General features: G+C 46.6%; 25 protein-coding genes. 14 read left to right on the top strand and 11 right to left on the bottom strand.

Going from position 1 to position 26,330, the window contains the following annotated elements:
- The first annotated feature begins 324 nt into the window (after positions 1–324).
- The 10 genes from HGP28_RS11650 (at position 325) to HGP28_RS11695 (ending at position 11,456) form a co-directional block, all read left to right on the top strand.
- Entirely contained in the window at positions 325–570 is a 246-nt protein-coding gene (locus HGP28_RS11650) for a hypothetical protein (RefSeq protein ID WP_168836641.1), read from the top strand.
- Between the two features lie 334 nt (positions 571–904).
- Positions 905–1,669, top strand: coding sequence for a YjbF family lipoprotein (locus HGP28_RS11655; RefSeq protein ID WP_168836642.1), 765 nt, complete (start codon positions 905–907; stop codon positions 1,667–1,669).
- 3 nt (positions 1,670–1,672) lie between these two features.
- Positions 1,673–2,566: a capsule biosynthesis GfcC D2 domain-containing protein gene (locus HGP28_RS11660; RefSeq protein ID WP_168836643.1), complete on the top strand. Its 894-nt coding sequence runs from the start codon at positions 1,673–1,675 to the stop codon at positions 2,564–2,566.
- A gap of 113 nt (positions 2,567–2,679) precedes the next feature.
- Positions 2,680–4,965, top strand: coding sequence for a YjbH domain-containing protein (locus HGP28_RS11665; protein WP_439333855.1), 2,286 nt, complete (start codon positions 2,680–2,682; stop codon positions 4,963–4,965).
- Positions 4,966–5,251: 286 nt separating this feature from the next.
- On the top strand, positions 5,252–6,193 hold the full coding sequence (gene rfaD, locus HGP28_RS11670) for an ADP-glyceromanno-heptose 6-epimerase (RefSeq protein ID WP_168836645.1): 942 nt from the start codon (positions 5,252–5,254) through the stop codon (positions 6,191–6,193).
- A 115-nt stretch (positions 6,194–6,308) separates the two neighbouring features.
- Complete coding sequence (locus tag HGP28_RS11675) at positions 6,309–7,283, top strand: lipid A biosynthesis (KDO)2-(lauroyl)-lipid IVA acyltransferase (protein WP_168836646.1); 975 nt, start codon at positions 6,309–6,311, stop codon at positions 7,281–7,283.
- Positions 7,284–7,364: 81 nt separating this feature from the next.
- The gene (locus HGP28_RS11680) at positions 7,365–8,087 is read left to right on the top strand and encodes a glycosyltransferase family 25 protein (protein ID WP_168836647.1); all 723 of its coding nucleotides are present in this window, start codon (positions 7,365–7,367) and stop codon (positions 8,085–8,087) included.
- Positions 8,084–9,163: a lipopolysaccharide heptosyltransferase II gene (gene waaF / locus HGP28_RS11685; RefSeq protein WP_168836648.1), complete on the top strand. Its 1,080-nt coding sequence runs from the start codon at positions 8,084–8,086 to the stop codon at positions 9,161–9,163. Before HGP28_RS11680 ends, waaF begins: the two co-directional genes overlap by 4 nt.
- Positions 9,160–10,458, top strand: coding sequence for a lipid IV(A) 3-deoxy-D-manno-octulosonic acid transferase (waaA, locus tag HGP28_RS11690; protein ID WP_168836649.1), 1,299 nt, complete (start codon positions 9,160–9,162; stop codon positions 10,456–10,458). Before waaF ends, waaA begins: the two co-directional genes overlap by 4 nt.
- Entirely contained in the window at positions 10,455–11,456 is a 1,002-nt protein-coding gene (locus tag HGP28_RS11695) for a polysialyltransferase family glycosyltransferase (protein ID WP_168836650.1), read from the top strand. Before waaA ends, HGP28_RS11695 begins: the two co-directional genes overlap by 4 nt.
- Before the next feature lie 86 nt (positions 11,457–11,542).
- Here the strand turns inward: HGP28_RS11695 and HGP28_RS11700 are convergent, their stop codons facing one another.
- The 9 genes from HGP28_RS11700 to HGP28_RS11740 are packed head-to-tail and all read right to left on the bottom strand — an operon-like array spanning position 11,543 to position 20,116.
- Entirely contained in the window at positions 11,543–12,241 is a 699-nt protein-coding gene (locus HGP28_RS11700; RefSeq protein ID WP_168836651.1) for an acylneuraminate cytidylyltransferase family protein, read from the bottom strand.
- Complete coding sequence (locus HGP28_RS11705; RefSeq protein WP_168836652.1) at positions 12,238–13,302, bottom strand: nucleotidyltransferase family protein; 1,065 nt, start codon at positions 13,300–13,302, stop codon at positions 12,238–12,240. Before HGP28_RS11705 ends, HGP28_RS11700 begins: the two co-directional genes overlap by 4 nt.
- 13 nt (positions 13,303–13,315) lie before the next feature.
- Positions 13,316–13,984, bottom strand: coding sequence for an acetyltransferase (locus HGP28_RS11710; RefSeq protein ID WP_168836653.1), 669 nt, complete (start codon positions 13,982–13,984; stop codon positions 13,316–13,318).
- Complete coding sequence (gene neuB / locus HGP28_RS11715) at positions 13,977–15,050, bottom strand: N-acetylneuraminate synthase (RefSeq protein WP_168836654.1); 1,074 nt, start codon at positions 15,048–15,050, stop codon at positions 13,977–13,979. The genes HGP28_RS11710 and neuB overlap by 8 nt, the downstream gene beginning before the upstream one ends.
- Positions 15,047–15,715, bottom strand: a complete 669-nt coding sequence (locus HGP28_RS11720; protein WP_168836655.1) for a PIG-L deacetylase family protein — start codon at positions 15,713–15,715, stop codon at positions 15,047–15,049. The genes neuB and HGP28_RS11720 overlap by 4 nt, the downstream gene beginning before the upstream one ends.
- On the bottom strand, positions 15,712–16,599 hold the full coding sequence (locus tag HGP28_RS11725; RefSeq protein WP_168836656.1) for a methionyl-tRNA formyltransferase: 888 nt from the start codon (positions 16,597–16,599) through the stop codon (positions 15,712–15,714). The genes HGP28_RS11720 and HGP28_RS11725 overlap by 4 nt, the downstream gene beginning before the upstream one ends.
- Positions 16,600–16,605: 6 nt before the next feature.
- Complete coding sequence (neuC, locus tag HGP28_RS11730; RefSeq protein WP_168836657.1) at positions 16,606–17,766, bottom strand: UDP-N-acetylglucosamine 2-epimerase; 1,161 nt, start codon at positions 17,764–17,766, stop codon at positions 16,606–16,608.
- A 1-nt stretch (position 17,767) separates the two neighbouring features.
- On the bottom strand, positions 17,768–18,916 hold the full coding sequence (locus HGP28_RS11735; RefSeq protein WP_168836658.1) for a LegC family aminotransferase: 1,149 nt from the start codon (positions 18,914–18,916) through the stop codon (positions 17,768–17,770).
- A gap of 9 nt (positions 18,917–18,925) precedes the next feature.
- A complete protein-coding gene (locus HGP28_RS11740) occupies positions 18,926–20,116 on the bottom strand; it encodes a UDP-N-acetylglucosamine 4,6-dehydratase (protein WP_168836659.1) in 1,191 nt (396 codons plus the stop codon).
- 290 nt (positions 20,117–20,406) lie between these two features.
- Here HGP28_RS11740 and HGP28_RS11745 point away from each other — a divergent pair, with 290 nt between their 5' ends.
- Both HGP28_RS11745 and HGP28_RS11750 read left to right on the top strand, forming a co-directional pair.
- A complete protein-coding gene (locus HGP28_RS11745; protein WP_168836660.1) occupies positions 20,407–20,952 on the top strand; it encodes a YrbL family protein in 546 nt (181 codons plus the stop codon).
- Between the two features lie 530 nt (positions 20,953–21,482).
- A complete protein-coding gene (locus HGP28_RS11750) occupies positions 21,483–22,532 on the top strand; it encodes an O-antigen ligase family protein (protein WP_168836661.1) in 1,050 nt (349 codons plus the stop codon).
- Between the two features lie 4 nt (positions 22,533–22,536).
- Here HGP28_RS11750 and HGP28_RS11755 read toward each other — a convergent pair whose 3' ends face one another.
- Positions 22,537–23,277, bottom strand: coding sequence for a 3-deoxy-D-manno-octulosonic acid kinase (locus HGP28_RS11755; protein ID WP_168836662.1), 741 nt, complete (start codon positions 23,275–23,277; stop codon positions 22,537–22,539).
- Positions 23,278–23,380: 103 nt separating this feature from the next.
- Here HGP28_RS11755 and HGP28_RS11760 point away from each other — a divergent pair, with 103 nt between their 5' ends.
- Positions 23,381–24,433, top strand: a complete 1,053-nt coding sequence (locus HGP28_RS11760) for a glycosyltransferase family 9 protein (protein ID WP_168836663.1) — start codon at positions 23,381–23,383, stop codon at positions 24,431–24,433.
- Between the two features lie 51 nt (positions 24,434–24,484).
- Positions 24,485–25,264 (top strand): glycosyltransferase family 2 protein, encoded by a 780-nt coding sequence (locus tag HGP28_RS11765; protein ID WP_168836664.1) that lies wholly within the window; start codon positions 24,485–24,487, stop codon positions 25,262–25,264.
- On the opposite strand, the gene HGP28_RS11770 is transcribed toward HGP28_RS11765, so the two are convergent.
- Complete coding sequence (locus HGP28_RS11770; RefSeq protein WP_168836665.1) at positions 25,233–26,267, bottom strand: glycosyltransferase family 9 protein; 1,035 nt, start codon at positions 26,265–26,267, stop codon at positions 25,233–25,235. The two genes, HGP28_RS11765 and HGP28_RS11770, sit on opposite strands and share 32 nt — an antisense overlap.
- Positions 26,268–26,330 lie beyond the last annotated feature (63 nt).

Here is a 26,330-nt window from a genome sequence, read left to right on the forward strand (position 1 = left end):
ATTTTCACCGTAATATTTCATCTCTCAGTTAAAATCAATTCAACTGTGACCTTTCTCTCAGAGTTGGAACGCTATACTAAAGGATTTCACAACCACCCTCACACTACTGATAAAAAAACCATCAGTATGACTATAAAACTGGGAACGGTATCTCAATCACTAGGGGTTTTGTAAACTGAGATCATATCCACAGTTTACAACTTGGCCTCTTTTTCTCTATTATCTAGATGAGGTGATTTTATTTATCTTTGTTCTAATATTTTGAGTGTAGATAAATAACCTCAAACATCGATGTTTATTACGTTAATTAACAAGGAAATCGCAATGAAAAAGATTGCTCTAGCGATGCTTGTCGCACTTGGTGCTTCAACATCTGCTTACGCAGCAACTGAAGCTGCTGCAGCTGCAACTTCAACCGCAACTGGCAGCACTGCCGCTGCTGCAGGTGTTGCTGCAGGTGCAGTATCAACTACCGCTGTTGCTGTAACGGCTGCTGTAGCAGTTAGTGTGGTTGCTGTTGCCGCAAGTGACAGCAATGATGGAACGACAGGTTCTGACGGTACTAACTAATTGCTCGTCGTGAGATGCTGGTTAGCTAGGTTTTGCTAACTCGCCAAAGAAGTGACCCAGATCTTTTAATGCTCTGGGTCGCTTCTTTTATTTTTTTCTTAAAATTTGTGGAAATCCAATTGATAATCAATGGGTAGAACATAAAAAACATCACCGAGATTCATAGCCCACAATTGGATCCGTGATAACATCATTTACCCATATTGAATTGATCTATCTAACACAACAAAAATTTAAAAATAGAATTTCATTTCAAAATTATATTGCGCGGCGTGCATAATTTATTTTTATTGCTATTGCACTTTGTTTTCATTTATTTTCGTGAACCCAAAATATGTTAAATGTGCATTTATTCACCAAATTCATCTTGGCTAATCTGTGGGCTAGAACGCTATTTGCCCGCTACATGTTTGCCAAATCTAAGGGGCTATTTTTGCTCACCAGCCTCAGTTTGCTTGGTTGTAGTCAGCCCTCTAGTCATTTGAACGCTACGCTAAAAGAGGCGTTTATTGGCGCTGCCGATGTCGTGATGAGCGAAGAGCAGTTGCAACAATTTCCTTACGCGAGTGCTTATGTCACGGTGAATGATGGCCCGCGCGCCTTTATGGTGCTCTCGCATATTGACGAGACATTTAACGGCCAAGCCCCGCAGCTCAAATGGGTCTCTTCCGATTATGCAATGATTGCTACGCAAAATGGTCGAATTATCAAAACGGTTCATCTGCCTTCACATAACCTCATTCGCCGCATTGATGATTCGAGAAATAACACCGCCACTTACGATTGGCAGCCCAACAATGCCTATGACAATCATGCCAACGTATCGCTGCTTGCTATCTCTCACCAATCACTGGTTCTGCCTCTTTGGCAAGGTGAGGTAACTTATTGGCAAGAGCGTGTTGAATTTCCAAAGTTAAATCAACACATCATCAACCATTATTGGGTGGATTCCGATGATGTAGTGCGCAAAACACGCCAGCAACTGGGCCCCGAGCAAGATGTGATTGAGATGGAATTTGTCAAGCCTTATATCGCGCCAAATAATGGCAAGACTGACCAGAACAATCCGTTCCTAGCCGATTCAACAAAGCCGGAGTGAGTTATGATGTTTTTACTTTTTAAACGCTCACTTATGGGTATGAAGCGTTTGTCCGCGCACCAGCTGCGTTGCCGCTCAGCATTACTCACAGCACTGTTAAGTGCAATGACAGTTATACAACCCATTACTGCTATTGCAGAAAGCCACAGTGACACTATGCACGAATCCACTGTCACGGTAATGGTGCGCGCGGTAAGTGCCCCCTCTCCCGAGCTGAGCTTACAATACCCACAGGCGGTGCGTTTAGAACAGGTACTCACAAATGCAGCGCATCATTGGCGCAAGACCGTCACGACACTTAATCAGCCATCTCTCGCGGCCAATTTCACCGAAGGTCACCATTTCATTGCGATACAAGAAAGCCCTCTCATTACTGAGTTAGTCCACCAGCTCAGCACCAAACTCAATACGATTGCCAATAGTAATGATGACAATGCCATACTCGCGCAGCTGCTACTTTTACAGATGAAAAACCAGCAATTTGCTGCTCGGAAAAAAATCGAGTTAGATCTCGACCGAGTTCGCCTACGCAGCGCGCTAAACCCTTTGCTCAGTGGTGAGTATCAGCTTCTTTTAAGTTCACGACCAAACTCGGTGTGGGTTTTCGGCGCTTATGGCGAACATACCCTGCCTTATCACAGCGATTATGAGCTCAGTGACTATATTGCGACCATTACGCTGAGCGCCCAAAACAGTCATTCGAATAAAAGCACCGCTTGGGTAATTGCACCCGATGGCACGATTGAGCGGGTGGATTACGCCTATTGGAACAATGCTCATTACCAGCCGGCGCTTGGTAGCACCATCATCATTGGCAGCAGCGATCAATCCGAACCTTGGCAAGCGCTTGAGCGCGAATTTGTTGAACTAATCAGTATGAGTTCCCCATCATGGTAAAGCCTATTTATTCTGTTATCGCGCCATTGGCCCTACTGCCTTTAAGTGTTCAAGCTGCGTCAACCACCCTCTCACCGTCACAAACGGACTTCGGTGGTGTTGGTCTACTGCAGATGCCCAGTGCTCGCATGGCGCCCGAAGGCGAGTTTAGCTTAGGCTTATCATTTAACGATGATTATCAGCAATACGCGGTATCGATTCAGCTGTTTTCTTGGCTTGAATCCACTGTTCGCTACACTCGCGTGCCTGATACGCTCTACAACCCCAACCCCGATTACAGCGGTGATAATCTCTACACCGACAAAGGCATTGATGTGAAATTACGCCTTTGGCAAGAAGGTTACTATTTGCCAGAAGCGGCAATTGGTATTCGCGACATTGGCGGCACTGGACTGTTTGATGGTGAATACCTCGCCGCCACCAAACGTTTTGGCCCATTAGATGTTACTCTAGGTATTGGTTGGGGCTATTTGGGCCAGCGCGGCAACATCACCAATCCGCTGTGTAAAGTCAGTGATGAGTTTTGTCATCGCGACGATGGGTTTTCAGGTAGCGGTGGCTCGGTTGATGCCGGGCGCTGGTTTAAAGGCCCTGCGGCAATATATGGCGGTTTGGAATACCAAACCCCTCATGCGCCACTGAGATTAAAGCTCGAATACGATGGCAATGATTACAGTGATGATTTCCCTGTAAAACGGGGGAAGCCACTACCTCAGCACACCCCTTGGAACGCAGGTTTGCTTTATCAAGCCAATGATTTCGTTGATTTACGTTTAAGTTACCAACGTGGCGACACACTCACCTTTGGCGTTAACTTATTTACCAATTTTAACCAGATGAGTGCCAACTGGCGCGATACGCCAAAAGTGGCGTATCAACCTGTCACTGACGCTCCAAAAAATACGAACAGCCTTAGCCAAAATGCGGATTGGCAGCCTGTGGTCAACTTACTCGCCAGTAACGCTGGCTTTCAGCAAAGTCAATTAGCACTTTTGAAAGCGGATCACGCGAGCCTAGAACAACCAGCCAGTGGTAGCGCTGAAAAAATGGGTGACACGCTCGTCTTGACCGGTGAGCAGAAAAAATATCGCGACCGCCAAGAAGGCATTGATCGCGCCGCGGCTATTTTGACCAATCATATTGGTGAAATGGATAATATCACCACACTCAGAATCATCGAGACGCGCAATGGCTTGGTGCTCACGCAAACCGATATTGATGTTAACGCTTATCGCGCTTACGCCAACCATGAATACATTGGCGCGCGTTTTGACGATGCGGTTATTGCCTCATCCGCGATGCAGCAACCTGTAGCAGATAGAGCCTTATCAAAAAATGTTACGTTAGAAAATGACTCGATTGAACGTGCATTGCCAAACAAACGATATGCTGCATTAAATCGCGAAGCGAAAGACCGCGCCAGCAGTGGCTATAAAACAGCAACGGGTGAAATTGACACCGTCTTTGGCCGCAAACAAGAGCGTTGGAATGCAGGCCTCTCCCCCAGCTTGCAACAATCTTTTGGGGGGCCTGAGTCGTTTTATCTCTACAGTGTCGGAGTTAATCTCAATGGGCATGTCTGGCTGACCGATTCCATCGAAGCCAGCGGGTCGATTTATGTCAACTTATTTGATAACTACGACAAATACAACTACGTTGACCAAAACCCTCATATCGATAACTTCTCGGTGCCGCGTGTTCGCACGCTATTTCGCGCCTATGTGCACGATAATCCGGTTCGTTTAAGTAATTTACAGTTAACTTGGTTTGGTCAGCCTTCTGAAAACCTATTCACTCAGGTGTATGGCGGTTACCTTGAAACTATGTTTGCCGGTGTTGGCGGTGAAGTGCTCTATCGCCAAGCAAACAGTAACTGGGCCTTTGGCATTGATTGGAATCTAGTAAGTCAGCGCCAAGTCGATAGCTGGTTAAAAACCTATCGAGAACCCTTTTTCTATTACGATGGGTATAACGCCAATAACTGCGCGCCGGGCAATGTTTCCTGTCAAGCTTACGTGCTAGATGAGGGCCATACAGGCCAAGCTAGCGTTTACTACTTGCCGAAATGGCAGTGGCTGGAAGGCTCTCGCTTTCAAGTGAGCGCTGGAAAATTCCTTGGCGGTGACAACGGGTTGCGGGTCGATTTCGCCAAACGGTTTGACTCAGGAATGATCGTCGGTGCTTACGCAACGAAAACAGACCTCACCACCGAAGAGTACGGCGAAGGAAGCTATAACAAAGGGTTTTATGTTTCGATTCCGTTTGACATGTTAACCATCAAACCGAGCGTTAATCGTGGCACGATTGCATGGCAACCCATTACACGTGATGGTGGCCAAACGCTGAATCGCAAATACAAGCTCTTTGATGTGACCAATGCGCGGTATGTTTGGTATTAACTATACCCGTCCCATTTGACGCTGCAGATTCGTTGGCTGCATTCATTCGCCCCAATCACATAGTTCACCTATGCTCATGGGGTCTCATTCTTTTGCCGCCTTCCTGCAACGCCAAATGGTTTGGGTATATAGCCTATCTATTTGACGTTATAGATTCGCTAACAGCACTGTTCACCCCCAATGACATAATTTGTTTATGTCATTGGGGCTCATTTGATTGTCGACTTCTCATACCCCTTGCTTTTTTGCTATGCTGCGGCATAACAACTTAATCGGTGGAACAATTATGATCATTGTAACTGGTGGTGCTGGCATGATTGGCAGCAATCTCGTTAAAGCCCTCAATGACGCTGGCATCAACGACATTTTGGTGGTTGATAACCTAAAAAACGGCAAAAAATTTAAGAATCTGGTAGATCTTGATATCACCGACTACATGGATCGAGATGATTTCCTCACTCAGATCATGGCGGGCGACGATTTTGGCCCGATTGAAGCAATTTTCCACGAAGGAGCATGCTCTGCGACCACAGAGTGGGATGGCAAATACATGATGCTCAATAACTATGAGTATTCAAAAGAGTTGCTTCATTACTGTATCGAACGTGATATTCCGTTCCTTTATGCCTCTTCTGCCGCCACTTACGGTGAAACCGAAACCTTTATTGAAGAGCGCGAGTACGAAGGTGCGCTCAACGTCTATGGCTACTCCAAACAGCAATTTGATAACTATGTTCGCCGCGTCTGGGCCGATGCCAAAGCGCATGGTGAAACACTGCCGCCAATCACAGGTTTCCGTTACTTTAACGTCTACGGCCCACGTGAAGATCACAAAGGCAGCATGGCCTCTGTTGCATTTCATCTGAACAATCAAATTCTTGCCGGTGAAAACCCACGCTTGTTTGAAGGCAGCGCCGATTTCAAACGCGATTTTGTTTACGTTGGTGACGTCTGCGCAGTCAATCTTTGGTTCTTTAAACACGGCGTCTCTGGCATTTTTAACTGTGGTACTGGCCGTGCAGAATCTTTTGATGAGGTAGCTCAAGCGGTAATAACCCATCATGGCAAAGGCAAAGTTGAAATCATTCCTTTCCCTGAGCACTTAAAAGGCGCGTATCAAGAATTCACTCAAGCGGATCTAACTAAGCTCCGCGCAGCAGGCTGTGACGTTGAATTTAAAACCGTCGCCGAAGGTGTGGCGGAATATTTGGCGCTACAAAACCGTTAGACGATAGCAAGCAGTATCGAAGGCGAGTTCGATTGGCTCGCCTTTTATCATGTTCCCGGTTCGCTAACCCAGCCCCTTAGCTAGCATAAAATTAACCACACTGAGCACGCCATTCATGACCAAATCGGATCTCGCCGCTAACGCCTACAATCCAACTTTTCAGTGGCGATTTTTGTCACCAAAGTATTGGGGAATTTGGCTTGCGCTACTGGTTGGGGTGCCTATTTCTTTGCTGCCCAAGCGATGGCATATCGCTATGGCGCGACTTGCGGCCAAATATTTAGCGCAAAAACGCCGCGGCACCGTACGTAATATCTGGGTAAATTTAAGTCTCTGCTTTCCTGAGAAAAGCGACGCGGAAAAACAAAAAATTGTTCAAGATTGCCTAACAACCGCCGGCGCGTTCTTACTCAGTTTTCCACGAATCTCCTTGCTTGGTCGGCGTTACCTTGAAAGCCATAGCGAGATTCAAGGCTTAGAGCACCTTGAAGCGGTTCGCGCGCGCGGCGACAATGTGATTTTATTGACACCCCATACATGGGCAATTGATGTGTTGCCGATTTTGCTCGCGGCAAAAGGCAGTCCTGTGGTTGCGATGGTAAAACAGCAAAAAAACCCTGTTGCTGATTGGCTTATGCATCGCCAACGAATGCAATTTGACACATCACGCATTTTTGAACGCAGCGCCGGAATCAAACCGTATATGAAATCGATTCGTGAAGGTTACCTTGGCTACTATCTTCCCGATCAAGATCATGGCCGAGAGCTCAGCGTGTTCAGCCACTTTTTTGCCACCGAAAAAGCCACCCTTCCGGGGTTGGGCAAATTGGCAAAATTAAGCCGCGCGAAAGTAGTCCCCTGTTTTACCCGTTTTGATCTTACAACCGGTCGTTACCACATCGATATTTACCCTGAATGGCACGATTTCCCCAGCAATGACGATGCTATCGATACCAGACGTATGAACGCTTATCTGGAGCAAGTACTTACCGAGCATCTTGAGCAGTACATGTGGATTTTCCAGCTACTAAGAACGCGGCCAGATCCAGATGAAATTAGCCCTTATAAAGACCCCAAATGGCTAAACTAACGCGGCATTCCACTTCCCACCTGAAGTTGCTTGGGTATATTACCTATAAACAAAGTCATTAACACGCTAGGATGGCAATAAATGAAAGTATTCGTAATTAGTTTATTTCGATCAACCGAGCGTCGCAAACGCATGATTGAAAAGATGGCTGAAGCCGAAATCGAATTCGAATTTTTTGACGCCATTGATGCCGCTCAATCGCCTTTCACGTACTCTGAGCGCTATAACGACAGGCTCACACGCCTACGTAAAGGGTATTCGTTACTTTCAAGTGAAGTCGCGTGTTTTGCGAGCCATCTTGCGCTGTGGCAACACTGCGTTGCCATTGATGAGCCTATCCTAGTGATTGAGGATAACGTTGATATTTCACCTAATGCTAAGAACGTTATTGATAAAGTGGATGACATTATCGCGCAGTTCGAATTCATCAAACTTTCTGCGACCAAACGTGGCAAATTTCACTCATTTTTGCCTCTTACACTCGATTACTCACTCGGCGGCTTTGCCAAGGGTACAACGGGGGCTACCAGCTATGCGATCTCCCCGAGCGCCGCGTTAAATCTAAGCCAACACGCGGTACAGTTTATTGAACCTGTTGATGATTATATGGAAAAGCCATGGCGGCATCATATCCAAACCTACAGTATTCAGCCAAGTTTGTTTACGAGAGCGAGCGTTAGCTCTACCATCGGCAGTCATCGTAAAGATAAATCGAAAATAACGTTTTTTGACAAAATCTTCATTGAGTCATTTCGCACCTACGAGTGGTTCATGAGGTTGTTGTATTGGAAAAATAAACAATGAAATTCCTCATTATTGGCCCATCATGGGTTGGCGATATGGTGATGTCACAGTCACTTTACACAACCTTAAAGCAGCAGCACCCTAATGCCACAATCGATGTATTGGCCCCAGCTTGGTGCAAGCCGATTCTCGAACGTATGCCCGAAGTGAACCGAGCCATCGAGATGCCATTAGGCCATGGCGATTTCAACTTCCTTGGCCGCCGTGAGTTAGGTCGCTCGCTGCGAAGTGAACACTATGATCACGCCTATGTGTTACCCAATTCGGCAAAATCAGCGCTCATTCCTTGGTTTGCCAACATTGCTACGCGCACGGGTTGGAAAGGCGAAATGCGTTATGGACTGTTAAACGACTTAAGACCGAATAAAAAAGCGTTTCAATACATGGTCGAGCGCTATGTGGCGCTAGCCTACCCTAAAAATAAGATGACGGGTTCAAGTGCGCTCGGTGGCCTTGCCAATTTACCGCGCCCTATGCTGCGTGTTGATAGCGATTTGCAGCAAGCGGCTATGAGTAAGTTCTCACTCACCTCAAATCGTCCGATTGTTGGCTTGTGCCCCGGCGCTGAGTTTGGTCCAGCAAAAAAATGGCCAGAGCGCCATTACGCGGCCGTTGCCGAGGCGCTATGTCAGCAAGGCCATCAGATCTGGCTGTTTGGTTCTGCCAAAGATCTCGACAGTTGTAACAACATCAAAAAATTGGTCAGTGATGACTTACAAACCCAGGTTCATGTCCTCGCAGGGCAAACCAGCCTTGTCGAGGCGATTGATCTGCTTGGCGCGTGCCATACTGTCGTCAGTAACGACTCCGGACTCATGCATGTTGCGGCAGCAGTCGGTTGCCGTGTTGTGGCCATTTATGGCTCAACCTCACCCAAATATACGCCACCGCTAGCAGAAAACGTCGCAATGGTGCACACAGACATCGAATGTCGCCCCTGCTTTAAGCGTGAGTGCCCACTTACTCACCTTGATTGTCTTAATAAGTTGATGCCACAACAAGTGCTTGATGCCATTAAAGGGCTCGCCGTCTCACCCACCACTAACGCTGATACCTCAGCTTCAGGTGAGTCATGAACGTGCGCGTCAAACAAGGTGTTATTCTAACGCTTTACACTCTCGTACTGCTGCTTGCCGCCCCCTTCTTGCTGTATGGTTTATATCGAAAAAAGCCCAATAAGCCGCAATTTGGTTTGCGCTGGAAAGAGCATTTTGGCGTAACGCCAAAGCTTGAAACTGCGGAGCGTCCGATCTGGATTCACGCAGTTTCAGTGGGCGAAACGTTAGCCGCGATTCCATTGATTAAAGCTCTAAAAAAGCAGCGTCCCGACACTTTGATTGTCGTCACGACCACCACCAGTACGGGTGCAGAGCAAGTGAAAAAGCTGGGCGATTTGGTTGAGCATCGTTATATGCCGCTTGATTTTGGCTTTGCGGTTCGCGGATTTCTTAAAGCCATTAACCCGTCTCAACTGCTGATAATCGAAACCGAGCTGTGGCCCAATACGCTCACTACCGTGCATCACGCGGGCATTCCGATCTTCGTGGTTAACGCACGTTTATCTGAAAAATCCCGGCGTAACTATGCCAAGATTCAGCCCCTTTTTGACATTATCGCTCCCTGCCTGACTCAAGTGTTGTGTCAGTCTGACAGTGACGCCAACCGTTTTGCGGCGTTAGGCGTTGCGCAAAACTCCCTTAGCGTCACGGGATCAATCAAGTTTGATATTGATATTTCAGAAGAAATCCGCACACAAGGCAAGGCGCTAAAAGCGCAGTTGAGCCAAAATGACGCTAGGCCAATATGGATTGCTGCGAGCACACACAGGGGCGAGGATGAAATTCTACTTGCTGCCCATAACGTGGTTCTTGAGGCTCACCCCACAGCGCTTTTGATCCTCGTGCCGCGTCATCCAGAGCGTTTTAATGATGTTTATACCTTAACCATGCAGCAAGGTTTTCACTGCACCAGACGCACCAGCGGCATGCTCCCCACACAAGAAACGCAAGTGTACCTTGCCGACACTATGGGCGAAATGTTGGTCTTGCTAGGCGCTGCGGATGTTTGTTTTATGGGGGGAAGCCTACTTGGCGATAAAGTCGGGGGGCATAATATGCTAGAGCCAGCCGCACTTGGTGTGCCCATCATTACAGGGCCAAGTTACTTTAATTTTGCTGACATCACAGAAGCACTAATTAAGCACAATGCAATAAAAATTTGCGATGCAGCAGAGATAAACACTACCGTGAGTCGATTATTGAGCAACCGAGCACAACAACACTCTCTTATTCTGGCTGCAGATACAGTAGTAAAGCATAATCGAGGCTCGTTACAGCGCACCTTAAACTCGATTTTGGAAGTTAATAAATGAACCTTTTTTTAGTCACATCACCATTGCAATACGTCCTTGCATTGGAAGCAAAGGCGTACTTTGGGTGCCAAGATTGTCTATTGCTCCTAGTTAATCAAGACAAAGCTCAAGGAATTGCCCAGCAAGACAAATTACTAGACTTCAGTGACTGGACGCATGTGATTCAAATTGACCGTACTCATCGTAGCTTCAAAGTGCCCCAAGCAATCAAAAAAATAAAAAAAATCATACAACAGCGTACTATTGAGCGTTTTTTTTATGCTGAATACAACTCGTGGCGCACTAAGCTTATGATCAAAAATTTGCCTATCGCGCAAGAAATATATTTTGATGATGGCACGATGACATTACGCGAGTACCCAAAGTACATTTATTCCAAAGCGCCCTTTTATCGCCCTCGTTTGATTCAAGATTGGCTTATTCGTTTACAAGGCTGCAAGCCCATTGGTCATCTTGCACCCTCAGAGCATCTCGAGCTCTTCACGATGTTTGATTTAGACCCAACGACGCACACCGTCCATAAAAACACACTTGAACGGCTTAAAGCCCATTATGGGCATCCTAATCTTTATAACACCAATGCACCGATTGGATACATTGGACAGGGAGCGATTGGAGATAAATACCAGAAATCAATAAAACAGTATGTTCAAGAACTAGAAGAACTCACCATCTCAGCCAAACACAAAATTCTCTATTTTCCACATAGAACCGAGCGCAAAGAAGTTCGTGAAGCATTAGAGCGTAACGAGAACATCATCTATCACCAAAGTGAGTATCCGCTTGAAATTGAATTAATTGACAAAGGTATCAAGCTGTCTGGTTTTGTGGGTACCTACTCAACAGTGATGTTCACATGTCGATTACTCTACCCTACAATGCCCATCTATACAGTTTCAGACGATTACCCCGATCCGGTGCTTCGTGAAGAGTTGCGCCGTCAATTTAACGCCATCAACGTGAAAAAGATTGAAGGCTTTGAGGAGCTATCTTGTTAAGCTGGGTCAATGATGGCGACGCATCGATTAATACTTGCGCAAAAGAGCCGATCTTAAAGACCGGCTCTTTTATCTGAGATGATAACCTAGGGCGCCAATTGTTTTTGAATGAAAAATTCCGCCAATTCAAAATCTAACTGCTGGTCGATATCAAACGAGACGTGGTTTCCCATCTCATAAGCAAAAGTGCGCTCGGTATAAGGAATCGAGCCCATATCTTTCAGCGCTTGCGCATCAATCACGTAGACTGCACCATTAAGCCGATAATAAGGCTTAAGATCTTGCGAGCGGGTCTGTGCATGACAAGGCAAAAAATCCTCCATCGAGAAATCATCTGGTAAAGTATTCGCCCATAACGGTGAATGCTCACAAGGCGTGACAGATATCACTGAAATCGCCTGTTTTGCCATGTAAAGATCAAGTGCTTGATCAATGTGTTCCGTAGTTCGCAGCGGTGAGGTGGGTTGCAATAACACAACAATATCCACCTGTGAGCCAAATTTTTCTACTGTGTAGCTTAATACGCTGGCGCTCGATGCAGTGTCGGTCGCCAACTCTGCCGGCCTTAGCTCAGGCACGTTGATACCGAACTGACGAGCAACCTCAGCAATTTCCTGATCATCCGTGCTGACAAAAACGTGATCGACATACTTGCTGTTCAGCGCCGCATCAATTGACCAACCGATCAGTGGTTTTCCTGCCAGGGGTAATACATTTTTTCTCGGCAGACGTTTACTGCCCCCACGGGCAGGAATGATCGCCATCACGCGCTTACCATGGATCATGACAACATCCCCAAGGTATGAATGTCCGCTTGGGCACGGTTAAAGTCGTCCATGCGACCGATGTCAAGCCAGTATTCGTGAATCGGGAACATCATGATCTTGTCTCGCTCATCCATGTGCTCTTCAAGCAGAGTTGGCATGTCGATGCGGTGATTCATTGGCACCGATTGGATAACTCGCGGTGAGACAACATAAATCCCTGCGTTAACAAAAAAGCGTTGGATCGGCTTTTCCACCATACCGACGATTTTGTTGCCCTCGCCGTTGATCACGCCATACGGAATTTGGTATTCGTATTCGCGCACACACATGGTCGCATCCGCGTCATTATCGACGTGAAAATCAAGCAAACGCTGAAAATCCACTTTGGTCAACACGTCGCCATTCATCATGATGAGCGGCAAATCTTTCGGCAGATCTTTCGGCAATAACCCCAATGCGCCACCGGTGCCCAGTGGGCTGTCTTCATACACATAAGTGATCGACACGCCAAGATCACTGCCGTCACCAAAATGTGCTTCGATTTGCTCTGGCATGTAATGCGTGGAGATGTAGAAGTTCTCAAAACCGGCCTTAATGAAACTGCGGATCACCGTTTCTAAGATTGGTTTACCACCAATATTGAGCATCGGTTTAGGGCAAGTATCCGTCAATGGACGCAGTCGAGTGCCAAAGCCGCCGGCCATAATGAAGACTGGGTTCGCATGCTTAGGTTGATGCAGTGCGCCATGCAAGGTTTCCAACCCAACCACCACGCCGTGTTCATTCACCAGTGGCAACGAAAGAATGCTCTTTTTCTCCATCAGAGCAATCAGATCACCCCGTGAGGTATCCACTGGCGCAAAAGTCGGAGACGTGTTCATCACCTTGTCGACGGTTTCCGTCAGCGGTAAATTTTTCAGCAAGCCTCGACGGATATCCCCATCGGTGACCACACCCAGCAAACGCTGCGCTTCATCGACCACCAGCACCACACGCAGCGCTTCAGTGTTGATGATTTCCAAAGCATCACGCATGGTGTTGTCGGGTTTGATCAGCACGTTATTCCAACAGTGGCTCATGGATCACCTTTCTTTAATTTTCAATTGTTTTAATTATCGCTCTCGCTGGATAGGCGATTTCGCCAGCCGCAAGATCGCGGGTCAATAGTGCCCCTGCGCCAACGATCGCGCCAGTGCCCAATGATAAGCATTGAATCAACGTCGCACCCGCGCCGATATACACATCGTCACCCGCACAGACTTGACCACACAAGGTCGCGCGTGGCGCAAGGTGGTTGTATTGCCCAAGCTCGCAATCGTGCTCGACTAAGGCTGCGGTATTGACGATGCTGTGCGCGCCAATGTGCACGCCCGCTTGAACGATCGCCCCAGCAAGAATTTGCACCCCATCTTCGAGCGTGGCGAAGGGGGAGATCTCTGCGCTTTTGGCAATCACTGAGGCAAACTGATACCCCTTGGCAAGAAACGTTTGGTTAAGACGCTTGCGAAAACTCGATTTCGGCATCATCCCTAACCCATTCACCAAATAGACCGACTCTGGGGCAAACTGCGCAACATCGCTGTCTTGACGATGGTGCGCCGTGCCCAATTGCAGCAACTGGGCAAACACGCCGCGCTCGGCAATCTCATCGGGAGCGATCACCGCCGCGATGGTTTCGCCTTGGCGCAGCAACAGGTCCGCCAACACCGCGGCATGCCCACCGCCACCGATCAGCACAATCGGTCTATCGAGTTTATTCAAGGATCAGATCTCCGGCTTGGTAATCTTGTTCTGCGCGGCGCTTGAGCAAATCCCAGTAATGGTATGGCGATTGACCCGAGCCCGGACGTTTGATAGTGACATTATCGGCATCAAAGGTTTCGCCCGCTTTGATCGCACGCGCGGCCACCAAGCTTTTTCGCACCACAGCTTTGTTTTTCACTTCCGACACAGTGGGCGATTTTACGCGGCTACCCAGCGCCACTTCCACCTGACGTATCGCCGTCACCATCGCCGCCAGCTCATGTGGCTCAAGGGACGCTTTATGATCTGGTCCCTCCATGTTTTTATCGAGAGTGAAGTGCTTTTCAATCAGCACCGCGCCGCGCGCCACCGCCGCGATGGGAATGGTGATCCCTTCACTGTGATCAGAATAACCCGCCGGTAAATCAAACGCGCTGCCCAAGGTGTCCATCGCGCGCAAATTGATCTCTTTCATTGGCGCGGGGTATTCGGTGGTGCAATGCAAGATGGTCACTTTTTCTTTCAGTGCTTGTTGCCCCAACGTCGAGGCATACGCCTCTTGGAACGCTTGCATCGATGGCTCGGCATCGCGCTCAGCGGTGTAACCAAACGCGATCACGCCCAGTGCGGTTTCAATTTCGGCCATGGTCGCCATGCCAGTTGAAACGATCAAATCGCACCCAGTGCGAGCATGCTCAAGCACCAAAGGCGCGTTAGTTAACTCGCCAGATGGCAGCTTCAGGCGCTTAAGACCAAGATCTTCGACCAAGAACACCAGACTTTCTAAGTCGAACGCGGTCGAGAGAAACTCAATCCCCAGCGACTGACAATGCTGCACCAATTGATGATGCACCTCATAAGAGAGTTCTAAGCGGCTTAGCATCGCCAACTGTGATTCTTCTTTTTGAGTATTGGTGACTTGATATTCGGCTTGTTTAGCCTGCTCGGTCACCAAGTTTTTCGCTTTAAAGGTTTGAAATTTCACAATGTCCGCGCCCGCTTGATGGGCCGCATCCACTAACTGAAACGCCAAGGCTTCATCGCCGTTATGGTTCACACCGGCTTCAGCAATAACGAGGGTCATAAAATTTCCTTAATCAACATGAATGCTTCAGCCGCTTCAGTATTGCACTGAGCACCACGGACATAAGCTAAAGATTGCAGAGCTTTCCTTGAGCGAGGAAAAGGAAAGTCACCCACTTCAGATTCAAATATTTCAAGAATATCGAGCTTTTTAGCTAAATATGGCGCTATATCGATAAAAATATTGGGTCTAAACCCACCATCTTCAGGTTTCATGCCGAAGTCCGTTTCAGACATTGTTTCATAAGCCATAACTTTTTTAACAAATGGATACCTAAACGACTTCGTTGCCGACATGACCGCATCAAACACAATTTCATGGTCGCTATGCGCATCATTGCGATAAACTGAGAATACAATCTCTGGCTTGATCTCACTAATGACCTTACAAATGGGGCCAATCACGTCCCCCTTCGCTAACGTTTCTAAACGAGCAGGAGGTAAATTCAACTCATGAGTAGCACTAAAACCATATTGTTTGGATACCTTTAGAATCTCATCATGCCTTGATTCGATCTGAGCATCTGAATATCCAGACTCTTTCGTCATCCCGGTTACGAGCAACCAATGAACTTGGTAACCCTGCTCGATGAGCTTTAAAATAGTACCACCGCAACCCAGCGTTTCATCATCTGCGTGGGGAGCAACAACGAGAACCGTTTTCATAAATAATCCCCTACTGCGATATCACCGTATTCGATGTCCAACAGCCAAATCGCCTCAGTGCCAGCGGTTTTGACTAACAGAGCATTGCTAGTTTTAGCCAAGACGGCTCCAGGTTCGATATTTAAAGGATAACTCTCTACAGCAATGCGACTCTTTTGGACAGAAATATACTTTTGACCAAAGCCAAACTCTGCACCAGGGTATGGCGGTGCCAGCGCTCGAACAAGATTATGAATCACGTTAGCACTCATTCTAAAATCGATCATACCGTCTTTACGGCTTCTTTTACGCCAGTAAGTGGCCTGCGAATGCTCTTGTTCCACGAATGTCGCTGTTCCTTCAACTAGCTCAGCACCAAGCCTAGCAATTTGATTTGTTGAAACTGCCAAAATCTTCTCGTACAAACTCGTCGCGTTATCTGTATCTTCAATTGGAACGGGAACTTGACTCGCAATCGGTCCTGAATCAGCTCCAGCGTCCATCAAGAATAACGTTGATGCAGTCTCTTTTAGTCCTAACGCTAATGCCCAGATAATAGGGTGTCTGCCTCGATTGTTCGGCAAACTGGCTGGGTGAAACCCAATAACTCCGATACGGGGAAGCGCTAACATACTCTCATCGAGTAAATAACTCCATCCAATACAAAAAATGACATCTAGGTCAAAAGAGGTAAAAAACGCAACGGATTCAGCACGCGCTTTAGGATCTTCAAGATGTACTGGAATTTCATTTTCGTAACAAAGATCCGTTAAATCACAAAAATCGGCATTAACTGCTGATTGATCACGAGTCACTACCGCAGAAACCGTTAAGCCATCTACACCAAGTAACGTTTGAAGTGCTGATCGACTCGAATCGACGCACCCAATAAAACCAACTTTCATCACGCCCTACTTAATGTCGAAAAATGATTTAAAAACAAGATCATTCAGACTCTCATTTAGAATGGTATTCACAATTTTTCTGGAGCTATCGCCAATGCCATAAGGGTTTACTGAAGTGCGGCACTTATCTCTAAACGAAGTACTCAACGCTTCGCTGATTGCCCCTTGAATTGAGGATCTATTGCCATCGCAACTGATTACTGTATTTCCTGCAATACGACCTTTTTGACGATTCCCAATGTTTATGGTTGGAACTTTGAATGTAGGAACTTCAATAAGACCACTTGATGAGTTTCCTATAACCAAATCGCAATACTTCAGTGCGCTTAAATACCTCAATTGACCCAAAGATTGAACTAACAACACCCTTCCTGGGAATTCGCGTGCAAAATCGTCCAACAATGGAATCAAGGCACGCCCATGAGTATCCGCATTCGGATATGTAATAAGAAACTTATGCTCCTTATACTCACGCAGTGCAGCCAAGAGCTGTTTTAGATCGTCTACCGCACCATCACGACTCAATGTCACTGGATGATAAGTTACAACCATGTACGGAGAGTCCGTAAGATCAAATTGGATAGACTCTGAAAGGGCTTCACGAGATAAAAGATCTAACGCCATGATGCTATCAATACCAGGCGCTCCGACGTTAAATACACGCGCAGGATCTTCTCCAAGTTGAATCACACGTTGTCTATACTCTTCAGTCGCCGTGAAGTGTAAATGCGACATTTTTGTTATAGAGTGACGCACGGCCTCATCAATAAGTCCTTCGGTTGTTTCTCCTCCGTGAATATGTGCTATCGGTATTTGCGCCACCATCGCAGCTTGACAGATAGCCATCGATTCAAATCGATCGCCTAAAACCACCAATAAATCAGGTTTAGTTCTTTCAAACGCATCTGCAGAACTGATCAATGCCAACCCCATTGATTTCGCAATGCCCACAGGTGTATCGGAAGATAAAAGAAACTCCAGTTTCTCGGTTACAGGAAAGTTGTCAGACTCGATTTGCGCTATCGTTTTACCGAATTCTGGTGATAAATGCATTCCTCCCACAAATAACTGAAGCTCCGCTTCCGAAGACTCATGCAGCCCCTTAATTATCCAGTATAAGAGACCATATTCTGCTCGAGTTCCTGTAAATACCGCTATTTTTCTCATATTACTTAATCTCTAAGGGGGTGCTAGGAAGGTTGACTAAGTGCGCTTCAATAAATTCCGATTGCGTTAAATCACCACGCGGCGCATTGGCAAACATCGGTAAGCGGTGCATCAACTTCCAGATCGGTCGGGTCATCACGCCAGCATCATTGGTGCCCGCCAGCAGCGCATCGCGCATTTCGCTGTCTGGACAAATCACGGCATTCAGCCAGTAATTTGACTGCGCGTAACTTGGCTCCGTGACAAAACGAATGTCACTGCCCGCAAAAAACTGCTCATAACGCGCGGCAAGCACGCGTTTTTGCGCCAAGTAACTATCGAGTACTTCCATCTGCGCGCAACCAAGCGCGGCATTGAGGTTTGGCATGCGGTAATTAAAGCCCGCTTCATCGTGATAGAACTCAAACGGGTGCGGCACTTTTGCCGTGGTGGTCACGTGCTTGGTGCGCTTGCCATCTTCCAGATCGCGACACAGCACCATGCCACCACCACCAGTGGTGATGATCTTGTTGCCGTTAAAACTCACCGCGCCAAACTCACCTAATGTCCCGGTGTGCTGACCTTTATAAAAAGAGCCTAGGCTTTCCGCTGCGTCTTCCACCAGCGCAAGTTGCCACTTGTGACAAACCGCGATCAGCTCGTCCAATTCTACCGGATGGCCGAACGTGTGCATTGGCACCACCGCTTTAATGCGTTGTTTGCGCCCTTTATGGAAACAGCCTTGCTCGGTCAGTTCTGCGTGCTCTTCAAGGTAGCGCTCAAGCGCGTTAGGGCACAAGCCAAGACTCACTGGCGACACATCAACAAAGATTGGCTCCGCGCCCATGTGGTAGAGCGCGTTACAAGTTGCAACGAACGTCAGCGCTTGGGTGATCACAAAATCACCGCGCTCAACACCCGCCATGTAAAGCGCCGCGTGCAAGGCCGCCGTACCGTTAACGGTGGCCACCGCTTTCGCCGTGCCAGTAAAGGCTTCAATTTTGTGTTCAAACTCATCAACAAACTTACCCACGCTGGACACGAAGGTGCTGTCGATGGTTTCCATCACATACGCTTTTTCATTGCCATCAAAGGTCGGCGCATGCAGCGGAATGAAATCGTTGGTTTGATAGGTGTCGCGAACAAACTCGACAATCGATGACGGTTTCATGCTCATTCCTTACATCTTGCTATCGAGGTATTTGCCGGTCTCTTTGTGACCAAAATCTGGGAGCATGGCAAAAAACAGCTCAACGATTTGCTCTTTGGTCCAAGCACGGTCCGTTTTCATCTGCGCGATGGTCGATTCAAACAGCGCCAACTTTTCAGGCTCGTACAGTGGTTCGTTTTTGATCACGCCAAGGTTGTCAAAACGCGCCATATCGAGGGTTTCGTTGTCGGTAAAGAATTCTTCGAAATCTTTCTCACCGGTGGTATCACTTTCAGTGAACAGGCATGGCCACTTGCCTTGCGCAGGCAGCGTGTGCGCCAGTTTGCGCGCTTCATCTTCATTGGTACACAAATGAGGTTCATAGCCGCGCTGCTTGAGGTATTTCACCGCGATATCGGCAAACGTGATGAGGTGCAATGCTTTACTCAATTTCGGGAAGAAAATGTCTCGATTTTCACCAAATATGCACGACATCAGACACAACTCGCCTGATTCTTGTGGCGTCACGAAGTAACGCTTAATGTCATTGGGTGCCACGATCGGCTGGTTCTTTTGCAAACGCTGGTTAAAGCCGTGCAGCAAAGAGCCATCGGAAAATGCCACGTTGGCGAAACGCGCAGTAGAGATGGCGATCTCTTCGCTCTTGCGCATCAAGAACATTTCCATGATGCGCTTAGATGCGCCCATCATGTTGACAGGGTTCGCCGCTTTATCAGTTGATACGCAAAAGTATTTCTTCACGCCCGCGTCAATCGACTGTTGAATGGTTTTGTCGGTGTTGAACACGTTGACATCAATCATGCGCATCAGGGTGAACGGGTCTTTTTCACTGCGAACGTGCTTAAGTGCCGACAAGTTCAGTACGTAATCGTACTGACCATCGGCCTTGATGAACGCATCGTACTCAATCGAGCCAATGTCGAGTGCGAAGGTTTGGAAATCACCGTCGATGTAACCAAACGAGCTGCGAATATCGCGCACCAATTCCACCATGTTGTTCTCGCTGATATCGACAACGTGGAGCTTTTTCGGATGACGTTTGAAGATCTCTTTGGTCACCGCTTGGCCAATCGAGCCTGCGCCCCCAAGAACCAGAAAACGAGACTGAGAAACGATGTTAGAAAGCTCAGCTTCGTGCTGGGCAATGTCTTGCGTAAACAGAGCATCGGTGCGACCGATGAGAGGTAGAATGGGGTTCATATTATACCTGCGATCACTAGAAAAGACGCCAGTTTAAACCATGCATGAGAGCAGGCAAAGTAACCTGACCAGATTATTCCCGAGTCATGCCCCCTCCACGGGTTCAGAACCGAGAACTCAGCGATAGTAACAGGATTTTATATCATTTTGCTATCATTCATAAATTTCAAAAAATAACATAATATGCAATAGATTTTCTAAACATTCAGCTGGTGATCACGTTCTCATTATTAAATACAAAAATGAATAATATATTTAGTCATTTAGCTATTACATATTTCAGGTTGAATATGATTACTTTACTAGATAATTCATTTATTGCTAAAGGCTCAGAACGAGCATGTTATAAAAATCCAGAAAATGAGGAGCAATGTATAAAAGTATATTGGCATCGAAAACGAAAACGAAACGAAAGCAAACAGGAAATGAAATACAGTAAACGTCATTTGAAAAATATCGAATTCATTGCTAAACCCATTTGTTGGGTTAACACTAATCTGGGAAAAGGATTGACCTTTCCATTAATTAAGGATTATGACGGTCGTCCATCAAAAACATTAGCACAATTAATATCATCTTTAAATTATAGCGAACTTGCTAATAAACTTATCGAACTAAAAAGGAGTCTTATCGACAACAATATTTCAATAACCGACCTTCCACCCCAAAATATATGTTGTAAATTTAAAAATGAGCTAGAATATGATCTAATAATAATTGATGGGTTTGGTTATTCAAACATTATTCCCGTAGCATATTTTTCAAAAAGTTTACTACGAAAACAAATTATCAAGAGATTTGACAGGCACCTAGCTCAACTCATGCGCATCGTATAATCATAAAGTTAAATTAAACCTTACTCGTCAAACTCAAGCCACATCCGCTAATGACAAATCAATCAAAAAAATCAGGCGCAATCCTCAAGCTAACCTAAGATAAAAACACATTAATAGTAAAATTTTTTATCAAACTCTATACCTTGCTCTTTATTTCAATTAAAATAAAACAAAAAACAAACATCTCGCTTCAAAAAATCACGTGGTGCTACTATATTTATACACAATAACCATTAGCACTTATTTACTATAAACAGACGTCTGGCTAAAACGTTTCAATGAACACTATTTCACTCTTAACCAAGATCACGAAAAAAATCCGTCTTCAAGGGGTGTTTTATGCTTTTCTGATCGCTCCATTAATTTGGACCATAACCGGACAACTCCTTTACCCCGATGCCAGAAAGCTGTTTGTTGTGATGGTATTATTATCAATATTAATATCACTAAAACTGTATGATGGTCGGTCAATTATTCAACGACTCACTCAAAATACCTGGCTAATATTGATCGGAATAACGGCATTCGCCATGCTTTTTTTTAAAGCGCACCATGGATTTGGCAGCAGTATTTTGCGCGCATTTATTGCGTGTCTATTGTACCTGTCTATTATTCCAAGCTCTCTCCAGCGATGGATTTTAGAACGAGTGCACTGCTTTGTTTTCATCGCGGCGGTTACCGCTTTTATTTATAGTGGTTTTCATGTTTACTGGCTTAATGTTGGGCGCGGGTGGAGCATTAATCCGATCCCGTATACGACCGTGTCTGCTGCTGTCACTAGCATCTGCCTTATTTTTTTCTTGTGCCATGACAAGCAAAATATTCGTCGACTTATGTTGTTAGGCTTTACCCTCGCCCTCAATTCGCTCGTCATAAGTCAAACTCGAGGTACTGCGCTGGCGCTCACTTCCGCCACTATTGTTATGCTGGCTTATTTAACGTTTTTAGGTCAGTTAAAAATGAAACGACTTGGTCTTGTGGCGTTATCCGCTATCGCTGTCATAAGCGTAAATTCAACCAGTATTGAGCAGCGAATTGTCCGTACAGAATATGAAATGGCTCGGATCAGCGATGACAATTTTGGCTCTTCGATTGGACTAAGACTACAAATGTGGCGTGCCGGCTTTGAATTAATCCCTGATAAATTTTGGCTCGGTCATGGTGATAAACACATCTCTGCTAAGCAACACTTAGCCGATACCGGTTTTATCGACCAAGCAGCCGTGCCTTTTACTCATTATCATAATCAATTTATTGATGCGCTGGTAAAGGATGGAATTTTTAGCTTTGTACTGATCTGCGCACTACTTTTATTGCCACTCATTGGATGGTGGCAAACCCAAGCGTATTCAACACCATCATCATGGTCACATAGACAGGTAAGTCAACTGGCGATGGTCGCTATGGTACTGGTCTTTGCCGCGGCAGCGCTCACCGATGTCCCATTCAGTCATGCCCAAAGCATCAGTATTTATCTCTGCTTTATTTTTATCGCTCAGCTCTACCCACAAAACCTTCGGCAAAAAGCGACGGATAATGCCAACACTCACCCTTCCAAAGCAAATGAGGTCAATACGTGACATCTCAGTCTGATGAGTTTGTGAGTGCGTTACGATACCCCTCGAGTAACGCCTTGAACTCACTTTCATGCCAGTGAATGTTGCAGCGTTTCTGCTCTTTGATAAAAGAACGCTTGAGCCTCTCAAGGTTGCGCGGTTGCCAGTGTTGACCTTCACGTTGACTACACTTATCAAAATCGATGATCCACACTGTGTTGTTCGTATCGAGCAAAATATTATGGATATTAAGATCGGTGTGATCGACATTGGCACGATGCATCTGGCCAATTTGCGCGCCAATCGCATGGTAATCTGCCGCACTCAAAGGTGCATTGACCAAACGAGCCACCAAATCTTGCGCGTTTGGAATGCGCTCACTCATTAAGTCGGCGCGATAAGTGACGCCACAACGAATCGCACGTGCGGCAACAGGCCGCGGGACATTCACACCGAAGGTCCTCAAATGCTCAAGCAGCATCAACTCCTGAACGCCGCGGGTTTGTTGCCAAGATTGAAACCAATAGCTATCTGCCACCAGCTTGCCAAACAGACCGCCCCGCCGATAGTGACGCAGTGCTGCCTGGATCTGTGGTAACTGAATGAACCACGTCGTACCGCGCCCACTGGCGCTACCCACGATCTTATCTTGGCTTTGCCAATAGTCGGAAGAAAACAGCTGTTCACCCAGAGTGTTAACTGTCTCTTGGGTTAAATACTGCTCGTTATACCAAATCATGGTGCGATTGCACTGAAGAGAGCGGATCATAATGGTTCCCACAGCTCGAATTTCAACCGCGGCATTTTACATTCATTACCGTTATCTGCATAATTTATGCCGCTCAAATTTCAATGTGTAAGTTGAAAACTCGATGACTTTATTCAATCACGCGCCACGCTCACTGTGCATTTTACGCTTATCGGCCCTTGGGGATGTCTGCAATACCATTGCGACCATTCAAGCGATTCAGCGCCAATGGCCTGAAACAGCTATCACTTGGATCACCAGTAAACTTGAGGCCCAGCTGCTTACGGCGATTGATGGCGTCGAAGTGATCGTTTTTGATAAAAAGCAGGGATTAAAGGGCTATCTTGCGCTTTGGAAAACACTAAAAGGGCGTGAATTTGATGCACTTTTACACATGCAATATGCCATTCGAGCAAGTATTGCTACCTTAGGGATCCGCGCCAAATACAAATTGGGCTTCGCGGCCGATCGCAGTCAAGATTTTCAAACCTTGTTTACCAACGTTAAAGTCCCATCACCGCGCTCATTGCATGTCGCAGATGGCTTAGCGGCTTTTGCCGATACTTTAGGCGTTAAACCCAAACCGCTTAATTGGTCATTATGTTATGGCAGCGAAGATAAAACATGGGCAAACAGTTATATTGACTCGACAATGCCGACACTACTGCTCGTCCCAGGCGCGAGTAAGGCTTACAAAAACTGGACCGCGACGGGTTATGTGGCCGTGATAAATCACGCTCGTAGCAAAGGGTGGCAAGTGATTTTGGCAGGCAGCCCTGCGCCAGTGGAGCGCGATTTGGCTGACGCTATTCAATCTCAACTGATAACGCCGTGCCTTGATCTTGTGGGCCAAAGTCGGCTTTTGCAAATGCTAGCTCTGATTGATAACGTGCAAATGGTGATTGCGCCAGACACGGGGCCGACGCATATGGCCAGTGCATTGCGAATCCCAGTGATTGGACTGTATGCCCACCACAATCCAGCGCGAGTGGGGCCTTATCACTACTTAGATTACGTGGTGTCTGTTTACGAGCAAACCATCACCCAAGAAACTGGCAAACCGCTAAGCGCACTGGAATGGCGTACGAGAGCTAAAAATCCGCAAGCGATGAACGCCATTCAACCCACCCAAGTGATTGAGATGTTTGATCGCGTTGCAGAAGATTTTTCGTTATAACCGAATTCAACTGGCGCCTTTCTAAGCCATTTAACTCAAAAGGACTCTCTCTTGTCGAAGCCCACTTTAGCCGTTGCTCTCATTGTCAAAAATGAAGCCAAACATTTGCAAGCTTGTCTCGAAACCGTAAAGGATTGGGTGGATGAGATTGTGATCTTAGACTCTGGCAGCAGTGACGCAACTGAGCAAATTGCTCGGCAGTATACTGACAAGTTTTACACCAACCTTGAATGGCCTGGCTTTGGTAAGCAGCGTCAATTGGCCCAGCAATACGTGGCCTCTGATTACGTACTCTGGCTCGATGCAGACGAACGGATCACGCCAGAATTGCAGGCCAGCATTACCCAAGCCGTCGCAAAGAATCAGCCTAATACGCTGTATCGGATTTGTCGCTTGAGCTGGGTCTTTGGCCGTTATATTCGCCATTGCGGCTGGTATCCTGACCGTGTTATTCGTCTCTACCCCACTCATCTAACGCAGTACAATGATGCTTTAGTACATGAGAAAGTCGAAGTGAGTTCAAATATGCAATTGGTCGACTTGACGGGTGATGCTATTCATTACACCTACAACGATTTGCATCACTATCTCGTAAAATCCGCCGGGTACGCCAACGCATGGGCAGAGCAGCGACAAGCCCAAGGCAAACGCAGCAGCATTGGATCCGGGTTTGCTCATGCATTAGCGTGCTTTGGGAAAATGTATCTTTTAAAAGCGGGTTTTTTGGATGGTCGCCAAGGTTTATTACTCTCGTTACTCTCAGCGCATTCCACTTTTGTGAAATACGCCGATTTGTGGATCAAGACCAGTGCTGAGCCACCCAAGGATTAACCCGTTTCAATACTTGATTGATATCGATTCCGCGTAAATCCATTTCTTGCTCTGCGCCGCCACCTGTTGGTGGTGCAAACGCCAAATGACGTCCAGCAGAGTTGATTGGTTGCCAACGAAGTGGCGTTGCTGAACGTTTGCTAGGAAAAAAACCAATCGTTAACACGTCAATCGCCGCTGCAATGTGTAACGGTCCCGTCGAGCCTGCAATAAACAGATTGGCGCAAGCGATTGAGCAAGAGAAATCGGCTAAGCCATCATTTTTAGCGTAAATTACCCCAACAATACCGCGCTGCTCGGCCAACGCTAACAGTGTTTGCGCTTGTTCAAGCTCACTCGGTCCTGCGGTAATGATCAGTTGATAATCTTGTTCAATGCCTGACAATAATTCAACATATTGTTCAAAACTCAAATTATTCGCCGAACCGCCAGTACCAGCATGCACCATCACCCAAGGCTTGTTACTATCCAGTGCAAGGGTTTGAGCCAGTTTTGCTCGCTGCTCGGTAAGTTGCTGCGCTGAGAATTGCAAATAAGGCGCGCTCGGCTCAACGGGTGCGACATTGTGAGATTGCAAAAAATGGCGGATCAAGTCCAAATTGTATTCAAATTCAGGTTTTGCCGATTGCGAACGCTTTTGCCGAATTCTGTGGTTATAAAAAACTTGAGCCCATTTGGTGGCGGGTGCCAAACGATAAGGGATAGCCGCTTTCCAAACTAAAAGTGCGTTATAGGTCGTGGAGAATAGATTAATAGAGGCATCAAATCGCGCCGCTTTCAGCGTTGCGATTAGCGCACGCTGCGCAACTTTATCGCCGCTTGCGGTAGGATCTAAGATGACTTCATCAATCCAAGGGCATATTTGAGCCAATGACATAGTATAGCTTGGCACTAATGCAGTTACATGCACCTCAGGCATAGATTGTTTGAGCATCGCAAAACTGGGCCATGCCAGTATAAAGTCACCAATCTTATCATTACGCACTACCAATACTTTTTTCATGCCCTTCTATGCCTTACTCTATTAATGACCCAGCGTTAATGCTTGCCAATCACTTGCATCTTG

This window comes from Vibrio agarilyticus (assembly GCF_012641465.1).
Taxonomy (GTDB): Bacteria; Pseudomonadota; Gammaproteobacteria; order Enterobacterales; family Vibrionaceae; genus Vibrio; species Vibrio agarilyticus.